We start from the raw sequence: 16,960 nt of genomic DNA on the forward strand, positions 1-16,960 counted from the left end.
TTATAGTTATTAATGATGTTTCCAACGCTGTATAGATTATAATTGCCTTGTCTATAACTAATAAAATCCCATTCTTTTTACTTCAAAGAAGAAAGCACCTCCCTGACCGGTACCATATGCCATGTAATTCAGGGAGAATTCCGTATCACTTTCGATGCTTACGTAATATGTCCCGGATGAAAGTCCGACTCTCATCATCGGAGTGACCATTACCATATATTCATCTTTAACTGTGCCCCACTGGGTTGGCATGGTTACTCTATATTCTTTGCTGGATACTTTGGTAAATGACAATGTACTGCCATCGAATGTGTAATACTTTTTTGAATCATCTCTTAAATCAACATAACCTCTGGCCAATACCTTATCAGGACGCCCCATTGCGTAGTTGACATCCAAGTCCTCCCGGCATGTGACAATCCAACCGTAGAATATATCACCAAGACCATAGCCAATCAGCTGAACTATCTCCTTGTTCAATATCAACTCATTGTAACTTCTTCCATATTCGTAGAACTTTGCATTACTTGATGAGATTGACGCCTCTCCTGTACCAATGCAGCATACGGTAATCTTTCTTCCTATCTGTTCTTTTCCTGTTGGTATTGAATATACCTTTGTCCAGGAACCTCCACCTTCAATAATGATGTTATCATTGTAGTTCGTGTTAAATGAATCGGATACCTTGGAAAATGGACTTCTAAGGGAGCCGCGCATAAGCACGTCCTCAAAATATCCATTAATAGCTGTAACATCAACAAATGTTGCTCTTCCATCCGTATCTATCGTTGAATAGATTTTTTTCCCATCACCAATTTCAAGTTTCTTGGCTTTGATGGCACCGGCAATCAATTTCGATGTGATGATGACAGCCGCATTTATCAAGTCCGTATTGATAACCCCGCCTTTTATTATAGTCCTACCTGCCAGCGCTTCACCAACCAGGCTTTCCCATCCATCATATCCGATATACTGGGCCATACGGTCATTCACCTGTTCGGCGAAGTCCAAAGCATCGTCAAAGTTTGACATACCGTTACCGCCCAGTACTTCAATCATTCCTTCAACACGCAATCCCTTTGATGGTGAATAAAGGAAACAGCCATTCTTTCCTTCATGGCCGATTTGGAATCGGCATTCTTTCGTAACTTGGTCATACCTTGCCGTAAGTATGTCTCTCTCGCTTAATGAATAAGAATTTATCCCCTGATAGAAGGTAAGAGAAGGCGCACCGTCTCCGTATGCAGACAACACGATTGCAGCCTGATAGTCCGGGTCGGCTATGTCTCCAAGTTGTACCATCACGTCACCCACTTTGGGTATATCGCTTCCTTCGTCACAATGATTCACGGATACATCTATCCAGTTATCACCAACATTTTCCACCAGACGCCACCAATAGTGATTGGATACGCCGTCATACGCGCCTTCCTTAATATTAAAGGACTGTGAGCGTACTAAATTCCCTGGCTTAAAACGATTTTCTATGGCTTTCTCACCATCATCTGCAAGGAAGTAACAGCGATAAACAGAACCATAAGTTCCAGGAGATGAGTAACCTCTTTTCCCGTCTGAGAACTTGACTCCTTTACCATCCTTGAAACGAATTCCCTTTTTTTCTATAAACTCGACCTTAGTAATCGTTGCTCTGGCCCCGCTGGCGTTGAACATGAAGGAAGCTCCGGCCAGCTCGGTCTCCATTATTGAAAGTAACTGGAAGATAGCTTTCTTGCGCACGTACAGTTTGTCAATCCATCCGACAGACTCGCCGCCCTTTTCTGAAGAGAATGACATACCAGCACCCATCATACCAGTCACGAAGTCAATTGATTCCAGGAAAGGAGATATGATACCGCCAAGAAGCTTAATGAGATAGTTTGTCTGGTCTTCCTTGTCCTTTCTCAATAATGTTGCAAGTGACCGTTTTGCCGAAAATACGTTACTGTCCGATGGGGCAGTAGAATCATTGGTCTTAATCACATATATGCTACTTCCTCCGCCTCCAACATAAGTATGCCCTTTATACGTAATCGACTCCAGTTTCTCTTCCACATCATTAAGGCGAGAGTAGGGCATACTTTCCCCAATAGTATATACCGGAGAATCCCATGGAATGTCAAGGTTAAACTCCCATCCGAGAACACGGCTTTCACGGCCATTCTCAAAAAAGGCTTTATTGACCAGGTTTATCTTTTGCCCGAACTCGAAAAAGCGTTTCAGCTTGTCTTCATTAACCCATTCTGACCGGAGGGTAGTGTAGTATGTACCATCGTCCTTTTTTCGCTGGTCTGCTATCTTCTGTGCCTTCTCTTTCAGTTCCTGCTCCGCGTCCGGAATCATTTGTACAGAAACAAACTTTGGATCAAAACCGGAAAGGATATACTTGTCATCATTTTCAGGATATATGGTATCATCCGGCAATGGACGTCCGTAGTCTTCGCTGCGGACAATTTCCCAAAGCTGGCTTCCGTTGTTGTCCGGGTCAAAAATAACACCGAACTCCAATCCATTCATTTTGCCGGACTGAAAGATAATTGTCAGCTCTTGTCCCGGAAGTATGTAGTCCTTGGAGAAATTCAGGCCAGTATCACGATAGCGATAGTAAGTCACGGTTTCCTGACCTCCGTCTTCATTTGTAACGGTTTCCGTCCTCGTAGATACACTTGACATCGTATTTTCAAGTCGGGGATATACCTCGTCAAATACCACGATGTCTTCAATTGCTTCTTCCTGGCTCATGTCAGGATACACATCTATGTATGGCGTACCAGCGGGAAGCATAAGTCGTCTTTGCACAACTCCGTTTACTACCGTCTGCTCTTCAATGGGACGGTAGTTCTCAGGTATGTTTCTTGTAGATCCGAATGCATAAATGCGGGTGGCATAAGTGCCTTTGCTCTCACTGCGAGTCATGGCAGACGCTTCAACCCCTAACTCGATTTTGACGGCATCACCGAATTCGTTTCGCCCAAAATGAATTACGTTGTCCGTTATCCAGCAATCACAGTTCCACTTATCCTCACCCGCCATTGAGAATAAGGCATCCAGCAGGTTCATATTGTCATACGTGATTGCAACTGCCTTATTCTCTACTGTTGAATCTATTTCAAATACGAATTCTTTTCCCTTATAGGTATATCCCAAAGCTTTCAGGTTACGTAAGAACACACCAAGCTGTACATCAAGGGCTGCGGTGAGAGACCATGACGCTTCATATCCAGCATGTTCAGGAGTGTATTTGAAAATTTTGTTTTTCCACTTCCAGTAGTAAGCATCCAGTTTCAGCTCATAATCATATCCAGCGGTAGAAGCATTGAAAGAAGGTTTCTGCAAGTCAGTTACCTCATATACTTTTGAAAGTAATCCGCCCAGAGAATCATCCAGAACCCCAGAAAGGTCTACATAGTCACCAAGTTTAAAATATATAGGTTCAGGCACGGAAAAGGGGAGAACGATGTAGTCCTCTTTCATCAGTGTAAACTTTCCCTTCGCCCCTTTGTTGATAGGGGTAGAGAACCTTGTTTTTCCGGATATGTCCTTAATTTCAATCATATCCCCAAAGTTCATAAATAACAAATGGAAGCCCTAAAAATCCGGACTTCCATTTGAAACAATAAAGGAAATGTTTGTTATTCGCTTCTGTCCATGGGATTCGGTTCGCAAAACTTACTTGAAACCTTACCGAAACACCTGTCAATACTTAACCCGTAAGAGATGCTTTTCCCCAGGTAAACCAGCTTGAAGACTTCGCTCCCAAGAGCGGGGATTTTGATGTTTACGGCTCCCTTCTCCAGTTCTGACTGAAAGGCTTTCTTCTTTGTCCGATAGTCACCTTCTGAGCCTCCTTCTATTGTGAACTGGAGAGTGATTTCACGCGATGCTACTTTTGCATTTTCGGTTATTATTCGCTTCCCGTGCTCCAGACGGCTCTCATCTTCAATGTAGTCTTTCATCTGATTGAATCCGTCGATAGCATCGAGAAAACCGTCACCCATGCGGACACCCCATGTGCTCCAGGCATCCTTCCCGTTAATAAATAAATCTCCTGTCATAATCTTGCTGTATTACGTTTCACTTCGGCAATGTCGGCCTGCATCTGTTTGATAGGTTTGACAATTTCGCCTGTGTTCTCTCTGATTTGCTGTAACTCCAGATAGGAATTGGCCAGGATGGTACGTGTCTCGTCGGCAATGTTGTACAGACCGGTTACTTGTGATGTCAGGGAGCCGATGGAACCTCGCAGTTCGGTAATAGCTACCGTTTGCTGCTGTTCTGCCGTCTCAACACGAAGATTGGACTCATACACGGCTGTAAACCGCCCACTCAGTTCCCCGGTATCCTCGTGCGTCATTTCTGTACCGAATCCGCGGCTGGAGGCCGACTGCTTGGAACTGCTGCCAGCCTTGTCGTATCCGGTAGCTGCGGCAAGTTCATCCCGTAGTTTCAATGCTTCATTCACGTACCCCATATATTCGTTTTGGAGTGAATTACGTTCACTCTCACTCAGGTTTCCGTCCTTCATACTTTCACCGAATCTGTTCCACCAGTCTTCCAGCTTCTGGCTGTACATGTTACCGATTTTATCTGAAAGCATGGCACGCATAAAGTATTCGGATAGGTTATCCGCAAAATCTTCCGCCGATGCATCCATATCCATAAGGGTATCGATGAAACTATCATACATGGAATCAAAACTTATTCCGGTAAGCTGTTCGAAAAGGCCCTCTTTCAGTTCTTCGAGGTTTCCGGCCAGATCTGCATATTCACCTAGTGCATCAACGACACTATTTCCATAGCCTCCTTTCCCTGAATCAGCCATTTTCTGCCACAAGTCTACATTCTGACGTAATAAGTCCATCTGCTCCGGAGACATCTGCCACAAGGAATCTGTACCTGTGAACTCTGCCATGACATTTTCCCGAATCCATTGTATGTCACTTTCCGACCAGCCCATGTAATAGGCCCAGCTATGATGTTTACTGTGATAGCCAGCATTGGCCTGCGCTTTTGAAAGGACATTCTTGTTGTATTCCTCCTGATACTTGATGGCTTTATTGTACTCTGCTACGGATTTCTCGCTTCCCTTGCTGGACTTCATTTCTTCTGTAAGGGATTCGATGGCAGACTGCAACTTTTCGTTTCTGTCCGTGAGTCTGTTGATGGTATCCTGCACCTCTTTTTCGTTTCCTCCAATACCGAAGAGTTTGCTGAATCCGCCGAAAGTCAGGGTATCCCATATTCCACCTACAGACTTAAAGACACTACTGAATATGTTACCTACGAAACCATCCAACCCCTGTGTCCCGATGGCATCTAAAAGAGAAAATGCAGCTCCAATTATACCTCCAAGTTTCTCGCTCTCTTCTGCAAATATGTCTACTATATTTCCGGCCAAATCACCGACCTGAGAGAGTGAAATTTCAGAATTTGAACCAAGCTGGGTAATGACGTTCGACAATGTGACAAGGCTGCTTGTCGTTTTATCTGTTGACTTTTGTACATTGACCTGAGCGTTCTGCTGTCTTTTCTGGGCATCATTCAGTTTCTTCGTGGCCGCTTCCTTCTGTTCATCTGTTCCGCTTCTCATGGCTTCGTTGTATTCCTCCTGAGCTTGTGACAGTTCTTCCTGTGCCTTGGCCAATTCGCTTAACTGTTCGGGTAGGTCGGCCAGCAATCCTCCTTTGTCGATAAGGGTTGACTGGATTTTGTTCAACGCCTCGTCAATAACCTTCTTCTGGTCAACGGCCATGTTCTTGTATTCTTCGGAGTTCTTGAAGTCCCTAAGCTGCTGCTTTACCTTGTTCAAGGATTCTTTGGATACCTTGTCCAAGTCACCGAAGACAAGTTCCCAGTTGATTCCCTGTTTCAGCTTTTCAAGGTCAAGAGAGGAGAGGGCCTTATCCATTTCTTTCTGGAGTATGTCCTTGTCTCCCTGAGTAGTAGCTTCCGAGATTTTACGGGTGTACTCGGCTATGATAGCATCACGTTTCTGCAAAAATGTACCATAGCTTTTCAGGTAACGTTCGTTGGCCTCGATTGCAGCTTGATTTTCAGTTTCTGTAATTTCGGCCAGACCTTTTTCACGCGACGTCATGGCATTAGACGCACGACTTCCTAATACTTCCCGCTGTTCAGACGTAAGCTTTCCTCCTTGCGCATCTTCCCATTTTTTGCGCTGTTTCCTAATTTCATCGATTTCTCGCTGGTAATCCAGCTCAATTTGTCTGCGCTTCTTTTCAGAACCTTCTTCCATCAGGTTGATTTCTTCCTGCTGATTAGCTCTTATGAGTTGTAGAAGTTCATCAGAAAGATTTTGCTGATTATCTACGACCTTCTTGTTTTCTGATTTGTGGCTGACACCAGTAAGTGTTTCCAAGGTTTTTTCTGCGCTCTGCAACTCTTTTTCCTTTGCCTTGATAGCAGATTCTACGGTTTTACCAGCTTCTGCTTGTAATTTTCCGCTACGAAGGTCGGCAATCTCTTGTTTGAGTGTCTTGATACGTATGGTGGCATTTTCTACTTCTTCAGATATTGTAGAATGTTGGGCTTCTTTTTTATCGGATAAAGAAGATTTCTCAATCTCTTTTTCCAATTCTTTGATAGCAGAAACCGTTTCGCCTAATTCCTTGTTTACGGAATCTAATTCTTTCTTGGCCTTATTCGCACTATCTTTGAGCTGATTGTTTACTGCACTATTTTGAGAGAATACGGCCACACCTGTATTGACTCCTCTGTTTTGTAATGCGCTTCCAGTCATTGTCACGGATGAATTGTACAAAGATTTAGCCTCATTGTAATTCTCCGTAGCGACTTTCTGCTGCTTTTCTTGAGTCCGTTTTTTGCGATACAGCTCCTCCAGTTCTTCTTGAGCAGCCTTCATCCGTATCTGCTTTTCCAGTTGTGTCAGATAGGATTTAATGGCCTCTGTGTTGTTGTTTATCAGTCGGCCCTCTTCATCAAGACTGGCATTGTAAGAAGGAATGATGGTTTGCAAATCTGACAAGGCTTTCTTCTTCTGGTCAATGGATGAAGTTTCACTTTTCAATACGCCGGACAACCTGTCAACTGTTGCTGCCTGCTTGGAAAATTCCTCATCGGCCTTTTTGTTTACCGAATTAAGTGTCTCCTGCGCTACAGTGGCTTCATTGGTTCTCTTTGTGAACATGTAAACCGCCGTACCTATTCCAACAAGAGCTGCCAACAGAGTGACATACACATTGGATTTCGAAGCGACATTGAAAGCCTGTTGCGCGGCGGTGGCCAGTCCCAATTCCTTTCTGTACATTCCAATCAGTTGGATGCTTTCAACGAATCCGACCGCCTTCTGTGCTACGGCTGCGGTAATCAACGCGGCCTTGTATGTTCCGTAAGCTGCAATCAGTCCGCCCATGATAGACAACACATCATCAAGACTTTCCACCAAGTCCTCTGCTGTACCGATTCCAAACTCGAAAACCTCCTTATACTTGTTCCCGAACTCATTCATTTTCTGGAAGAGGGTATCTTCGATATTCGATAATCGTTGGGGCCACGTCCCGGCGGAACTTTCCATAAGGTTGGCAAATTTCCCTCCTTCGGATGTCATGTTTTTGAAAGCCTGTTCAACTTCCTTAAAGCCGACCTTACCTTCCTTCACAAGTTCACCTACCTGGTCTTTGGAAACTCCTAATACCTTGGCCAGTTCTTCGTAGATTGGAATACCTCGTCCGGCGAATTGACGAATGTCTACTGTCATGGCTCTTCCTTGCGTTCTTAGTGTTCCATACAGATAAATAAGTTGACCGATAGGTATCTGCAATCCGGAAGCCACATCTCCAAGCATAGAAAGTTCATTTACTACATTATCGGCAGAGGAACCGTATGCCAAAAGCTGTTTTGCTCCGGTCGCTACATCATCAAGATTGAACTGCGTTTTGGCTGCGAACTGAACAATATCGGCGATGAGTTGTTCTGCTTTCGATTTGTCCTGAAGGATTGTTGAAAGAGCTACCTGTAACTGTTGCATCTTTCCAGTTGCTTCAATCACATCAGAACCGAACTTCTTTATTGCTGCCAATCCTCCTATCTCTAAAGCAGTACGCTTCAAGGAATCCGTCAGGGATTTTACTATCTCATCAGCATTGTTTGTTCCACTGGCAAACTCTTTGTACTCTCTTGTAAGTTTCCTTACTTCGAGCCTGTTTCTGGCCTGCTGGTCCTGCAATTCACCAATGGAATATCTCTGCTCGTTCAAGGCTGCTTTAGCTGCATTCAGTTCAGCTAATTTAGCTTTTGAATTAGGAGAATACTTACTCATCTTTGAATATTCATCAGACAGCCGTCTGACATCATCCTGCGTATCACGGATGATTTTCCTCTGTTTGATTATTTCCTCTGTTAGTTCATCGGAGGCCTTTGACGCGGAATTGAGTTTTTTCTTCAAATCATTCTCCATCATAGCACCAGCCTTAGCCGCCTCAGTTACCAGCCCCATCATCTGCTGACGGGTGGATGCCAGTTGCGTTTCTAAAGCCTTTGCAGCTGTAGGGGATTTGTTTACGTCCATTTTTTTGAGCTGGGCTTCCAGTCTCTCACATTCCTGTCTCAGTTTGACAACCTGCTCCCAGTCAGAACTGACTTTAAAGTATAGTGTAGCCATATCTATTTCTTGTTTCTTCTTCTGCGCGAAGCCATGTCCTTACCCTTCACCTTTGTAACCTTGGTACCGGTAACTGTATGGAGCTTGTCACGCTGCATTAATACTAAATTCCTGTATGGTATCTCATAGACCACTTCCCGGTATGACAGATGCAGATTTTCCATGAACGATGCAATCTGTCCCAAGAGAGTATCATTTCCTACGACCTCGGTTTCGCTGCCAGCAGACTTACGTTCCTCGCCAAGCTGACAGCTTTGAGAAAAACCTTTGAGTCAATCATAGAGAGTGCTTCATCTAAAGCATTTACGTTTTCTTCGTATGTTCCTTTTGCCAGTTCTTCACTCAAGTTTTCGTCACCAGCTATCAGCCAGGAGAGAGCCTTGCTGTAAGCCTCGCTTTCTCCAAGGGAGAGAAGCACTTCTTTCAAATTGTCTGCTTCTTGTACGCCTGACAAATGGGAGATTGCCCCGGCCAGCTTGTGGATAGTAGGAGGGTAGACCGTGTAGGCTTTCCCAGCGACAAACACCGTTCTGAAATCACTTCCGATAATGGATTCAGTTACTATTTTTGCTCCTTGATTCATTCTGATAAAAGATAAAAATTAAGGGGTGAAGCCATAAAGCCCACCCCTGTTATGGAATTCAATCTCTACCTATTGGATAGGCATTAAGCACCTGCTTTTACTTCAGATGAGTCAAACCAGTATTCCGGTGCAACTTCTGCATTTTGTGGTTCCAGTTCCACCGCACTTACAGGAATACCGACAGCCTTGTCTGTTGTGGCTTCACGTGCACCGATGTCAGCACGGGGAATCACACAATACTGGTCATCGTCAGTCAAAGCGACAAGTAACTTCTCAATGTTTACCTTGCCTCTTGCTCGTTTCCAACCCTTATCAGTGTTAATTACATCACCACCCATGAGGTCTTTCTTGGTCGGATAGTCGTACTCACCAATGGTGAAGTTCACGGTTACATCGCCCATTTCCTTATCACTACGATAAGTCTGACCGGTAAGCTGGTTCTTGTAGTTAGTGCGGCTTGCTTCCGCTTCTTCAAGTGTCCATGTATCCTGATGGATATTCTTAACCTCTTTTAAGGTTTCACCTTGTAAAAGAGTATATAAAGCCTGCCCAGTCAAATCTGCTGTGATAGCATTTGTCTCGCCATACCAAAGTTTCTTGATATTCACGGCGGTGATTTTCTTTGATTCTGCCATATTATTTCACATTTAAAACTTCAAACAAAATTCTTACATTCACATAGTGACACTTTAAGGATGTGTCCTCCTCAGTTCCGATTGACTCGATGGAATAATGATAGGTGGTACCATCATAGCGTCCGGTTATTCCGTCAAACAATTCTTGCGCCTGTTTCTCCAGCTCGTTCAGACGGATGGTGTTGGCTTCACCGTCTTTCAGGTCGGGAACACAAAGGTTCACTTCTACGAAAGATTTCTTCCAATATTTGCTTGGCTGTTGTTTCTTGGCATGAATGACAATCCTTTCGGATTTCAATTCGCCCGTCAGCTTCTTGCCGTGAGGAACGATGGGAATACCGAAAGGCTGGCAATCACGGTAGAGTATGTTCGCGATGTCGGTAGTTACTATCATTTGACTTCCTCCTTCAATCGTTTCTCAGCGTATAGAGCCGCACCAGTTGATACTTCATAGCCTTTAGATTCGACGTGCGAGGCATACTCAGCATCGTTTCTAATCACCAATCCGTCATCCTCAACTGAATACTTATTTGACTTACGGAGTCTTCCAGTCCGGTTCTGATAGTTGCCATTCTTTACAGCGTAATCGACAGCCTCTTTACCAACCTTCTCCTCAACGGCTTTCACCTCGGCATAACCTTGTTCGAAAAAGCTATCCACGTCCGAAAAATCAAACTTCACATCCATATCTCTGAGTAACCAAAATAGTTTGTATTCTTCACCATGTAAACTTTGCCAGTTCCACGGACATTCTCACCGTCCATACATCTGACTTCATCACCAGCACTCAGTGAGATTTTCTTCTCACAGACTACGTGATAATTCGGTCGGAACACCTCACCGTTCTCCGAAGTAAACTCCTTGGTCGAGTTATCATCACAACGGCATTTACACACGTCCTGCCAGCTTTCACCACCGGTTCCGGGGATAGGTCGGCCAAACTCGTCTGTTTCCATCGGAGTAAAGACCTTAACCTGTAATGTATGTGGAGCAAATATCATAGGAATCTGACTTTAGGTTTATCGCTTAACGTATCTTCAAGACCATACTTCTTGCACAAGAAAGAATAGTATTCCTTTACGCCTTTTGTATCCCATGACATAGAGAAACCGTTCTCACTGATGGAAGTGGCACGGAGTAATAGAGAGGGGATGAACTTCGCCATAGCCACTGAAACAAGTCCGATGTTTGACGGGCCCATCTCATCCTCTCCGCTTACTTCTGAAGAAAAACTTATCTCCAAAAGGTCAGCCTCCGACAAGTTGATGCCGAAGGTCTGAAACTTCTGTGATATGTAGTCATTTACTGTCATGCGTTCATGGTTGACAAATCAAAGTTCACAATCAGATTCGGGTTCGTAATCTGAGGAATCCACTCTGCGGTGTATTCCAGATAACGACCGTTCTTGTCCTTGTAACCGGAAATAAGCATATCACCGTCTGCCTGGGTGTAGTTACGTCCCGGTACGCCGTCCACTGCTTCGTATGGAGTGTGGAAACGCATATAACCGACCTTATCCTGCGGAAGCAAGGTGATACGGTCGTCGGCGTAAATCTGCACGTTCTTTCCGGTCTGGTCTTTTACGTAATCTTCCTTGATTTCAATGGCCGGAAGCCCGATGCCAGTGAACACTTGGGAAGCCAGTTGAGATGTAATCAAACCGGTTGAAAGGTACATTTCATTTCCTGTAAGCTGCATCTTGAACTTGTCACCAAACTCAGCCGACCCGATGATATTCTTCACGAAAGTTCCTCGGGACATAATCATCTTCTGGAAGTTTCCATAATCAGCTTTCAGAGCATTAATCTGCTGCTGCAAATAGGTGATGAAGTTCGTCTTCGCACCAGTATCAGGCTTGATGAACTTGAACGGCAATTCAATGTCGAGAAGGTCAACGCCTCCGGCATTGTCATCCTTATTCTTGACTGTTGCTTCTCCGGTCATCAGAAGTGAACCTACAATAATATCCATGCGCTTGTGGGCTGCCAAAAGTACCTGACGGTAATCATCATAGATGAAGTTCACGATTTCCTGCATGGCTGCTACCTGGTCGGCAGGTTTAGCTGCATTGAACTTGTCAATCAAGTCCTGAAGCTCAGACAAGCGGTCAATGGAAATCTGGTAAGCATCGCCAAGATAAGCGATTTCACCATATCCTGAGCCGATATTCCGGCGTTCACGGATAGGCTTCTCACCATAACGAGAGTTGATAGAACCGGCCATCACGCCCGTAACTTGTCCGATGTAGTCCTTGAACACACGAGTAGTCGTTCTACGGAAATCGAGGTACTGCTGCCAGTAGATTGTATCCTTACGAGTCTGAAGGACACGCTGAATAACGGCGTTAACGATGTTGGGGTCGTTAAACAGAGTATGAATAGTTAGCATCATATATTAGTCCTCCTTTCTTTATTTGCTTGCAATTATACCTGCTGCTCTCAACGATGCTAGAAGAGCATTAATTTTATCTTTCTCATCACCACCTGCTGCATCATCAACTTTTGCACCCTGCTTTACCAATCCCAAGGTACTTGAGTTAGCTGCCTGATAGGTAGTGTTATTGTCCGTCCAAGGTACTTCTACATACGCCTTTCCACCTTCCAATGCTACTGGATATTTCTTTCCGCTTTGAGAGAATCCCAACTGAATACCTCCCATCACAGAATCAGAAGCTTCTGGCAGTTCATACGAAACACCAGCCGGGGATTGCACGCCTGCAGCGTTGAACTGGAAATGCGGCATGTTAGCCTTATCAATGTCAGAGAAAGGCATAGCCAATTTGGTAGGCTCAATTTCAAATGCTCGCATCAAAAGAGCAACTAATACAACGCCTTCTTCTACTTGTACTCTTCCGTACAAAGCAGAGTTAGCAACTACCTTTGGAGTAGTACCGCTTACAGCTGTAGCTTCATAGAGTACAGTACCAACTTCCACTGTTTCGCCAAAGTCGGCAGCCAGTGTCAACTTATCGAAAGCTTTGTCTGATTTGTCAATACTGTTGATGGTAGCTCCATGAGAACCATTACCCAGATGCATACCCACATAAGCCAAAGAGTTTTTCTTGATCTTCAAAGTGGTATTGGAACCGGTGGTAAACTTTTCATAGACTTCTACACGGATGGCCACCTGAGCGGTTTTCTTTACTAAGTCGGCGGCAATGGGAGTGAAGGATGGAAGAAATGAACCAGCAACAAGGTTGGTCGTATCCAGCTTGTAAGGCCCTCTGCGTCTTACTCCGGTAGAAACATCATAGCGTTCCTCGATGGACGGTTCAGGCTCCATGTAATACTTGTATCCTGCTGACATAAATTACTTGTTTTGTTGTTCGACAATAGATTTTGTGTCCGCCTCAATCATTTTGGCGAACTCGCTCGCTTCCTTCTCCTGCTTCTGTTCGGCAGTTTCAGGAGCTTTGGAGAACTGAAAACCGTTGTTAGACATATCCTGCTTCATGTCCTTGAAATAAGTGTCCAAGTCGGTGTTTTCGGGAATGTTGCGGTCTTTCAGCATAAATTCGGGAATACCGTACTTCTTCGCCACTACTGAAATCTGAGAATTGCGCTGCGCCTGCGCTTCATTTTTCTCCATTTTGGCCAGCTTGTCGGCAAACGGCTTGATACCGGCGGCGATGCCATCGGCAATCATCTTTGCGATGTCTGTCTCCTGCGGCTTTGGAGGGTCGTTTGGTTTCGGTGGTTCTGGTTTCGGATTCTCGATTGGTTTTCCGTCTTTCAGTCCATGCTTCTTCTCGTAGTTTGAAACAGCGGAAGTCTGCGCCTGTCCTGCACGGAAATCACCATAGTTTTGCATCACGTCCTGAAATGAGATACCCTCAACGATGGAGGTCACCTTCGTTTCGTCCGTTACACCCTCTGCCTTCTTTGTGGCGATACGGGTGAGTGTGGCAGTGTCCACCCCAGCGAATTTCTGTTGCAGTCCTGCCAAGATTTGTTCAAAGATTGTCATACCGTATGAGTTTGATTAATAATTTCATACGGTAAATTTACTTATAGAGAAAGGGAAGGGGAAATTTTAAGGCTAACGATACGAAACAATTAGGGGAATGTTCGTTTTTAGACAAAAAGAAAGCGTGACTACTAGGGTAATCACGCTGGAACATCATTCAATTATACTTTTAAAATTTCAATATAGCTGCTTCTATTTCTTTTTTGTCAGAATCTTTTACGTTCCTCAAAGCATTCAGGAAAGGTAAAATTAAAGAGTCATCAACCATGAACCAGACTGGATTTTTAAATAATTTTGGGTATCCGGGATCATCTCCATAGCCATTCCATCTCATTGCCATTCTTCTTTCCCCATTTTCCCAAATACCTATCGCTATAGAAAAATCATCATTTTCAAATACAACATTCTCAACCTTAAAATTACTTGGATTTACATCTTTTGCTTTCATTGTACTATCCTCCATTATATTTAATTAATAATCATAACAAATTTATAGCTGCCAGTTCCTCTGTCAGCGCGTTAATACCTTTCTGAATCTTCTCCAACTGCTGTTTACGGGGTTTGTGTACTCCAGCCGCATAATGCCACAACTGACGCTCATTAATTCCAGTTATCCGGCTCAAAGCAGCTTTAGTAAAGATACTGCTGTAATAGTTGATGAAAGTGGCAGCATCTATCTTGAACTTCAATGTGAACTCTCCCTGCAAAATTTCCACTGGAGCGATGTTCATCTCCTTGCATGACTCCAGGTAAAGTTCAACAGCTTCCTTCATGTTCTTCTCGATTTCCTTTACGTCGTTACCGACAGTAATCACCGGAGCACCTTCAATATAGGCACTAAGATTATTACCAGCATGTTCTACAATCACTTCTACGGTTTTCATACTGACCTCCTTTTTATCGTTAAACAAAAGAGGCGGGGGCTATTTTAGCCCCGCTTGCCTCAGAATGTTGTAATAAGTGCCTTTCTCAACGCCTTTCTTGCCGTGGTCGGGGACAATCACTACATGGCTACCATCAGTGTAAACCATGTGACTGCCTTTCTGCCTCACGAACCAAAAGCCATTTTCAGTAAGCAGCGTTACAACGTCTTTAACTGATTTGTAGCTCATAGCGTTTAAGACTTAATTACGATGCAAATATAGTAAAATAACGAATAATCACAAAGAAGTATTCATGTTTTTACTATGATAAAGAAAATAGCGATACCTCGAAAGATACCGCTACTCAAATAGTCAATATTTTAGATTTATATCATTCTGTTTTGTATTATCCCCGTAAATATTCTGACTGGGTTGTTCTATTCTTCAGATTTACTGCTGGAACTTTTAAGAGAGGAAAGCTGTTTCTGCTTCTCGATGTCGTTCTTCTGTTTCTCAGATTGCTCTTCCTTGATGGCTTCAATCTCATCCAGAACTGCATCCACGTTCCCCACAAAGGTAATGGCCCGCTGTTGAGACCAGATTTCACCGTCCTTGGCCTTGATAGCTGTGTCTATCTTGTCTTTGATGTCCTCCAGCTTATACGGCTGCATCTGCACATCCACATCGATGGTTTCGGAGGCTTCTTCAAGGGTGGAATTCACGGAACCCAACGCGGAGACAAGGAAATTTACACGTCGTTGCATGAACTCGCCGACGATCTCGTTCAGATTTTCTACGTTAAGGTGGGTGGACATAAACACATAATCGAAAGTCACACCGGAAACGGCGTTTCCTGTACCTTTCAGGGAGTCAAAAGAGATTCTGGGTGTATTGGTCAGTCCATATATCTGGCTCAGCAAGGTTTCTACCTCGAACTTGACAGTATCAGGTACCTGTGACCAGGTAAGATACTGGGCATTTGCTCCCTGGCCGGTCAGCTCGACAACACGGTTCTTGAACTCACCTGAGAAATTCTCCACGTTACCAAAAAGCATGAGGATAGGGAAGAAGTGGTAGTCGATACAGTCTGCATAGTTTGAGAGAAGCTTCTCCAGTCTTACACGGAGGCTCTTTATCTTTTCACAGTACGCTTCCGGACGGTACATATAAATCACCGGCATCTTCTTGAATCCATGTGCAAATGAGCCTTTGTCAGTCCAGTTGCTTGTCAGTTCCCATTGATAAACCATGTCCTTGGTAATGGTCATGAAGCAGGTAATCTCCACGTCATTCAGATCTTTCTTCTTGTATTCACGGGACAGGGCCACCAAATCCCCCTGGTCATTGAAGAAAGGGTAGAGCTTGTCGCCACGGAACGGAGACCAGATGGCACTCTTCAGACGGTATTCAGGTTTTGATTTGCCGAAGATTCCTGAAATCTTTCGTTTGAGCTTTGCCCAGAAGCCGTCATCCTTCACCACATACCAGTATTCGGCCACTTCCTGCTCGGCCAGCCATGCCCGGACTACTTTCTTGTTCTGGTATTTCAACTTGTTCTTCTTGAACACCTGCTTCAATGTGGAAAGAAGGCTTTCTTCCGACTGGTCCGGCTGGCAATCAAGGACCGGTTCTGTTCCCACGGTGAAGGCAGTCTGAATGTTCACGATGTCCTGCTCGATAGGAAGAGCAATCCTGTTCGGGTCAACTTCTTTCCTTACCGCCGGCTCAACATATTCTTTCCCGGTTGTAGGGTCTGTAATCCGTTTCTCAGGCTGGGTCGTAATTTTGATTTTCGGGTATTTCTCTTCATCTATCACTATCTCGTGCTTGTTCGGATTCCAGTCGTTGTAAAGAGCGTGAGCGTTTGGTTGCTCGGTCTTTCGTCCTTTCTTCAGATAGTAGATTTTTCTCTCTATTTCAGGTATAGCTAAAATTTCTTCTAAGGTTCTCATATTATTACATTTATTGTTCCAACTTTAAAAGGTAATCCATATTAGTCCAGCCGCCATTAGCCTTTATGCTAATTATTTTCTTTTCTAACAAGTTTTTTGGAATTGCATCGTTCAAAACTCCATAGCGGTATTCGTATTTTTCATAATCCAACCAACTCACGTTTGGACTATAAATTTCAAACTTACCCCATTCTCCTTTTCTTTCAATGAGAACTAAGTTTATGAACTCACCAACTGTATGAGGTCTATCCAGTTTTACATCGTAATAAGCTGAACAGTCTCCAGACTCTTCTGAGGTTTGTATAAAGCGTATCATATTCTAA

The 16,960-nt window shown here is 44.1% G+C and carries 18 protein-coding genes; all 18 read right to left on the bottom strand.

Annotated elements, in window-relative coordinates; translation table 11 throughout:
- Positions 1 to 57: 57 nt before the first annotated feature.
- The 18 genes from DXD04_RS06385 to DXD04_RS06465 all read right to left on the bottom strand — a co-directional run bounded on the left by DXD04_RS06385 (position 58) and on the right by DXD04_RS06465 (position 16,953).
- Positions 58 to 3,552: a hypothetical protein gene (locus DXD04_RS06385; RefSeq protein WP_117671864.1), complete on the bottom strand. Its 3,495-nt coding sequence runs from the start codon at positions 3,550 to 3,552 to the stop codon at positions 58 to 60.
- A gap of 77 nt (positions 3,553 to 3,629) precedes the next feature.
- Positions 3,630 to 4,052 carry a hypothetical protein gene (locus DXD04_RS06390; protein ID WP_117671866.1) on the bottom strand — a complete coding sequence of 141 codons (423 nt, stop codon included), beginning with the start codon at positions 4,050 to 4,052 and terminating at the stop codon, positions 3,630 to 3,632.
- Complete coding sequence (locus DXD04_RS06395) at positions 4,049 to 8,638, bottom strand: tape measure protein (RefSeq protein ID WP_117671868.1); 4,590 nt, start codon at positions 8,636 to 8,638, stop codon at positions 4,049 to 4,051. The genes DXD04_RS06390 and DXD04_RS06395 overlap by 4 nt, the downstream gene beginning before the upstream one ends.
- Before the next feature lie 2 nt (positions 8,639 to 8,640).
- Positions 8,641 to 8,823 carry a hypothetical protein gene (locus DXD04_RS16605; RefSeq protein WP_147330747.1) on the bottom strand — a complete coding sequence of 61 codons (183 nt, stop codon included), beginning with the start codon at positions 8,821 to 8,823 and terminating at the stop codon, positions 8,641 to 8,643.
- A 14-nt stretch (positions 8,824 to 8,837) separates the two neighbouring features.
- The gene (locus DXD04_RS06400) at positions 8,838 to 9,221 is read right to left on the bottom strand and encodes a hypothetical protein (protein WP_117671870.1); all 384 of its coding nucleotides are present in this window, start codon (positions 9,219 to 9,221) and stop codon (positions 8,838 to 8,840) included.
- An 83-nt stretch (positions 9,222 to 9,304) separates the two neighbouring features.
- Entirely contained in the window at positions 9,305 to 9,856 is a 552-nt protein-coding gene (locus DXD04_RS06405) for a hypothetical protein (protein ID WP_117671872.1), read from the bottom strand.
- 1 nt (position 9,857) lies between these two features.
- Positions 9,858 to 10,250 carry a hypothetical protein gene (locus DXD04_RS06410; protein ID WP_117671874.1) on the bottom strand — a complete coding sequence of 131 codons (393 nt, stop codon included), beginning with the start codon at positions 10,248 to 10,250 and terminating at the stop codon, positions 9,858 to 9,860.
- Complete coding sequence (locus tag DXD04_RS06415) at positions 10,247 to 10,543, bottom strand: hypothetical protein (protein WP_117671876.1); 297 nt, start codon at positions 10,541 to 10,543, stop codon at positions 10,247 to 10,249. Before DXD04_RS06415 ends, DXD04_RS06410 begins: the two co-directional genes overlap by 4 nt.
- Positions 10,534 to 10,857, bottom strand: coding sequence for a hypothetical protein (locus tag DXD04_RS06420; protein WP_117671878.1), 324 nt, complete (start codon positions 10,855 to 10,857; stop codon positions 10,534 to 10,536). The genes DXD04_RS06415 and DXD04_RS06420 overlap by 10 nt, the downstream gene beginning before the upstream one ends.
- Complete coding sequence (locus DXD04_RS06425; RefSeq protein WP_117671880.1) at positions 10,854 to 11,168, bottom strand: DUF6706 family protein; 315 nt, start codon at positions 11,166 to 11,168, stop codon at positions 10,854 to 10,856. The genes DXD04_RS06420 and DXD04_RS06425 overlap by 4 nt, the downstream gene beginning before the upstream one ends.
- A complete protein-coding gene (locus tag DXD04_RS06430) occupies positions 11,165 to 12,247 on the bottom strand; it encodes a major capsid protein (protein WP_117671882.1) in 1,083 nt (360 codons plus the stop codon). The genes DXD04_RS06425 and DXD04_RS06430 overlap by 4 nt, the downstream gene beginning before the upstream one ends.
- An 18-nt stretch (positions 12,248 to 12,265) precedes the next feature.
- Positions 12,266 to 13,162, bottom strand: coding sequence for a head fiber protein (locus DXD04_RS06435; protein WP_117671884.1), 897 nt, complete (start codon positions 13,160 to 13,162; stop codon positions 12,266 to 12,268).
- 3 nt (positions 13,163 to 13,165) lie between these two features.
- A complete protein-coding gene (locus DXD04_RS06440; protein WP_117671886.1) occupies positions 13,166 to 13,822 on the bottom strand; it encodes a hypothetical protein in 657 nt (218 codons plus the stop codon).
- 169 nt (positions 13,823 to 13,991) lie between these two features.
- Positions 13,992 to 14,270, bottom strand: a complete 279-nt coding sequence (locus tag DXD04_RS06445) for a hypothetical protein (protein WP_130076459.1) — start codon at positions 14,268 to 14,270, stop codon at positions 13,992 to 13,994.
- 31 nt (positions 14,271 to 14,301) lie between these two features.
- Entirely contained in the window at positions 14,302 to 14,706 is a 405-nt protein-coding gene (locus tag DXD04_RS06450) for an antitoxin HicB (protein WP_117671890.1), read from the bottom strand.
- A gap of 39 nt (positions 14,707 to 14,745) precedes the next feature.
- Positions 14,746 to 14,934: a type II toxin-antitoxin system HicA family toxin gene (locus DXD04_RS06455; protein WP_117671892.1), complete on the bottom strand. Its 189-nt coding sequence runs from the start codon at positions 14,932 to 14,934 to the stop codon at positions 14,746 to 14,748.
- 188 nt (positions 14,935 to 15,122) lie between these two features.
- The gene (locus DXD04_RS06460) at positions 15,123 to 16,637 is read right to left on the bottom strand and encodes a phage portal protein (RefSeq protein ID WP_117671894.1); all 1,515 of its coding nucleotides are present in this window, start codon (positions 16,635 to 16,637) and stop codon (positions 15,123 to 15,125) included.
- Positions 16,638 to 16,647: 10 nt separating this feature from the next.
- Positions 16,648 to 16,953 carry a hypothetical protein gene (locus DXD04_RS06465; protein WP_117671896.1) on the bottom strand — a complete coding sequence of 102 codons (306 nt, stop codon included), beginning with the start codon at positions 16,951 to 16,953 and terminating at the stop codon, positions 16,648 to 16,650.
- Positions 16,954 to 16,960: the final 7 nt, after the last annotated feature.

It is taken from the genome of Phocaeicola plebeius (assembly GCF_003437535.1).
GTDB lineage: Bacteria > Bacteroidota > Bacteroidia > Bacteroidales > Bacteroidaceae > Phocaeicola > Phocaeicola plebeius_A.

Excerpts from the sequence above, each read along its gene's own strand:
- DXD04_RS06385 (WP_117671864.1), bottom strand. The coding sequence starts at position 3,552 with ATGATTGAAATTAAGGACATATCCGGAAAAACAAGGTTCTCTACCCCT.
- DXD04_RS06390 (WP_117671866.1), bottom strand. The coding sequence starts at position 4,052 with ATGACAGGAGATTTATTTATTAACGGGAAGGATGCCTGGAGCACATGG.
- DXD04_RS06395 (WP_117671868.1), bottom strand. The coding sequence starts at position 8,638 with ATGGCTACACTATACTTTAAAGTCAGTTCTGACTGGGAGCAGGTTGTC.
- DXD04_RS06400 (WP_117671870.1), bottom strand. The coding sequence starts at position 9,221 with ATGAATCAAGGAGCAAAAATAGTAACTGAATCCATTATCGGAAGTGAT.
- DXD04_RS06405 (WP_117671872.1), bottom strand. The coding sequence starts at position 9,856 with ATGGCAGAATCAAAGAAAATCACCGCCGTGAATATCAAGAAACTTTGG.
- DXD04_RS06410 (WP_117671874.1), bottom strand. The coding sequence starts at position 10,250 with ATGATAGTAACTACCGACATCGCGAACATACTCTACCGTGATTGCCAG.
- DXD04_RS06415 (WP_117671876.1), bottom strand. The coding sequence starts at position 10,543 with ATGGATGTGAAGTTTGATTTTTCGGACGTGGATAGCTTTTTCGAACAA.
- DXD04_RS06420 (WP_117671878.1), bottom strand. The coding sequence starts at position 10,857 with ATGATATTTGCTCCACATACATTACAGGTTAAGGTCTTTACTCCGATG.
- DXD04_RS06425 (WP_117671880.1), bottom strand. The coding sequence starts at position 11,168 with ATGACAGTAAATGACTACATATCACAGAAGTTTCAGACCTTCGGCATC.
- DXD04_RS06430 (WP_117671882.1), bottom strand. The coding sequence starts at position 12,247 with ATGATGCTAACTATTCATACTCTGTTTAACGACCCCAACATCGTTAAC.
- DXD04_RS06435 (WP_117671884.1), bottom strand. The coding sequence starts at position 13,162 with ATGTCAGCAGGATACAAGTATTACATGGAGCCTGAACCGTCCATCGAG.
- DXD04_RS06440 (WP_117671886.1), bottom strand. The coding sequence starts at position 13,822 with ATGACAATCTTTGAACAAATCTTGGCAGGACTGCAACAGAAATTCGCT.
- DXD04_RS06445 (WP_130076459.1), bottom strand. The coding sequence starts at position 14,270 with ATGAAAGCAAAAGATGTAAATCCAAGTAATTTTAAGGTTGAGAATGTT.
- DXD04_RS06450 (WP_117671890.1), bottom strand. The coding sequence starts at position 14,706 with ATGAAAACCGTAGAAGTGATTGTAGAACATGCTGGTAATAATCTTAGT.
- DXD04_RS06455 (WP_117671892.1), bottom strand. The coding sequence starts at position 14,934 with ATGAGCTACAAATCAGTTAAAGACGTTGTAACGCTGCTTACTGAAAAT.
- DXD04_RS06460 (WP_117671894.1), bottom strand. The coding sequence starts at position 16,637 with ATGAGAACCTTAGAAGAAATTTTAGCTATACCTGAAATAGAGAGAAAA.
- DXD04_RS06465 (WP_117671896.1), bottom strand. The coding sequence starts at position 16,953 with ATGATACGCTTTATACAAACCTCAGAAGAGTCTGGAGACTGTTCAGCT.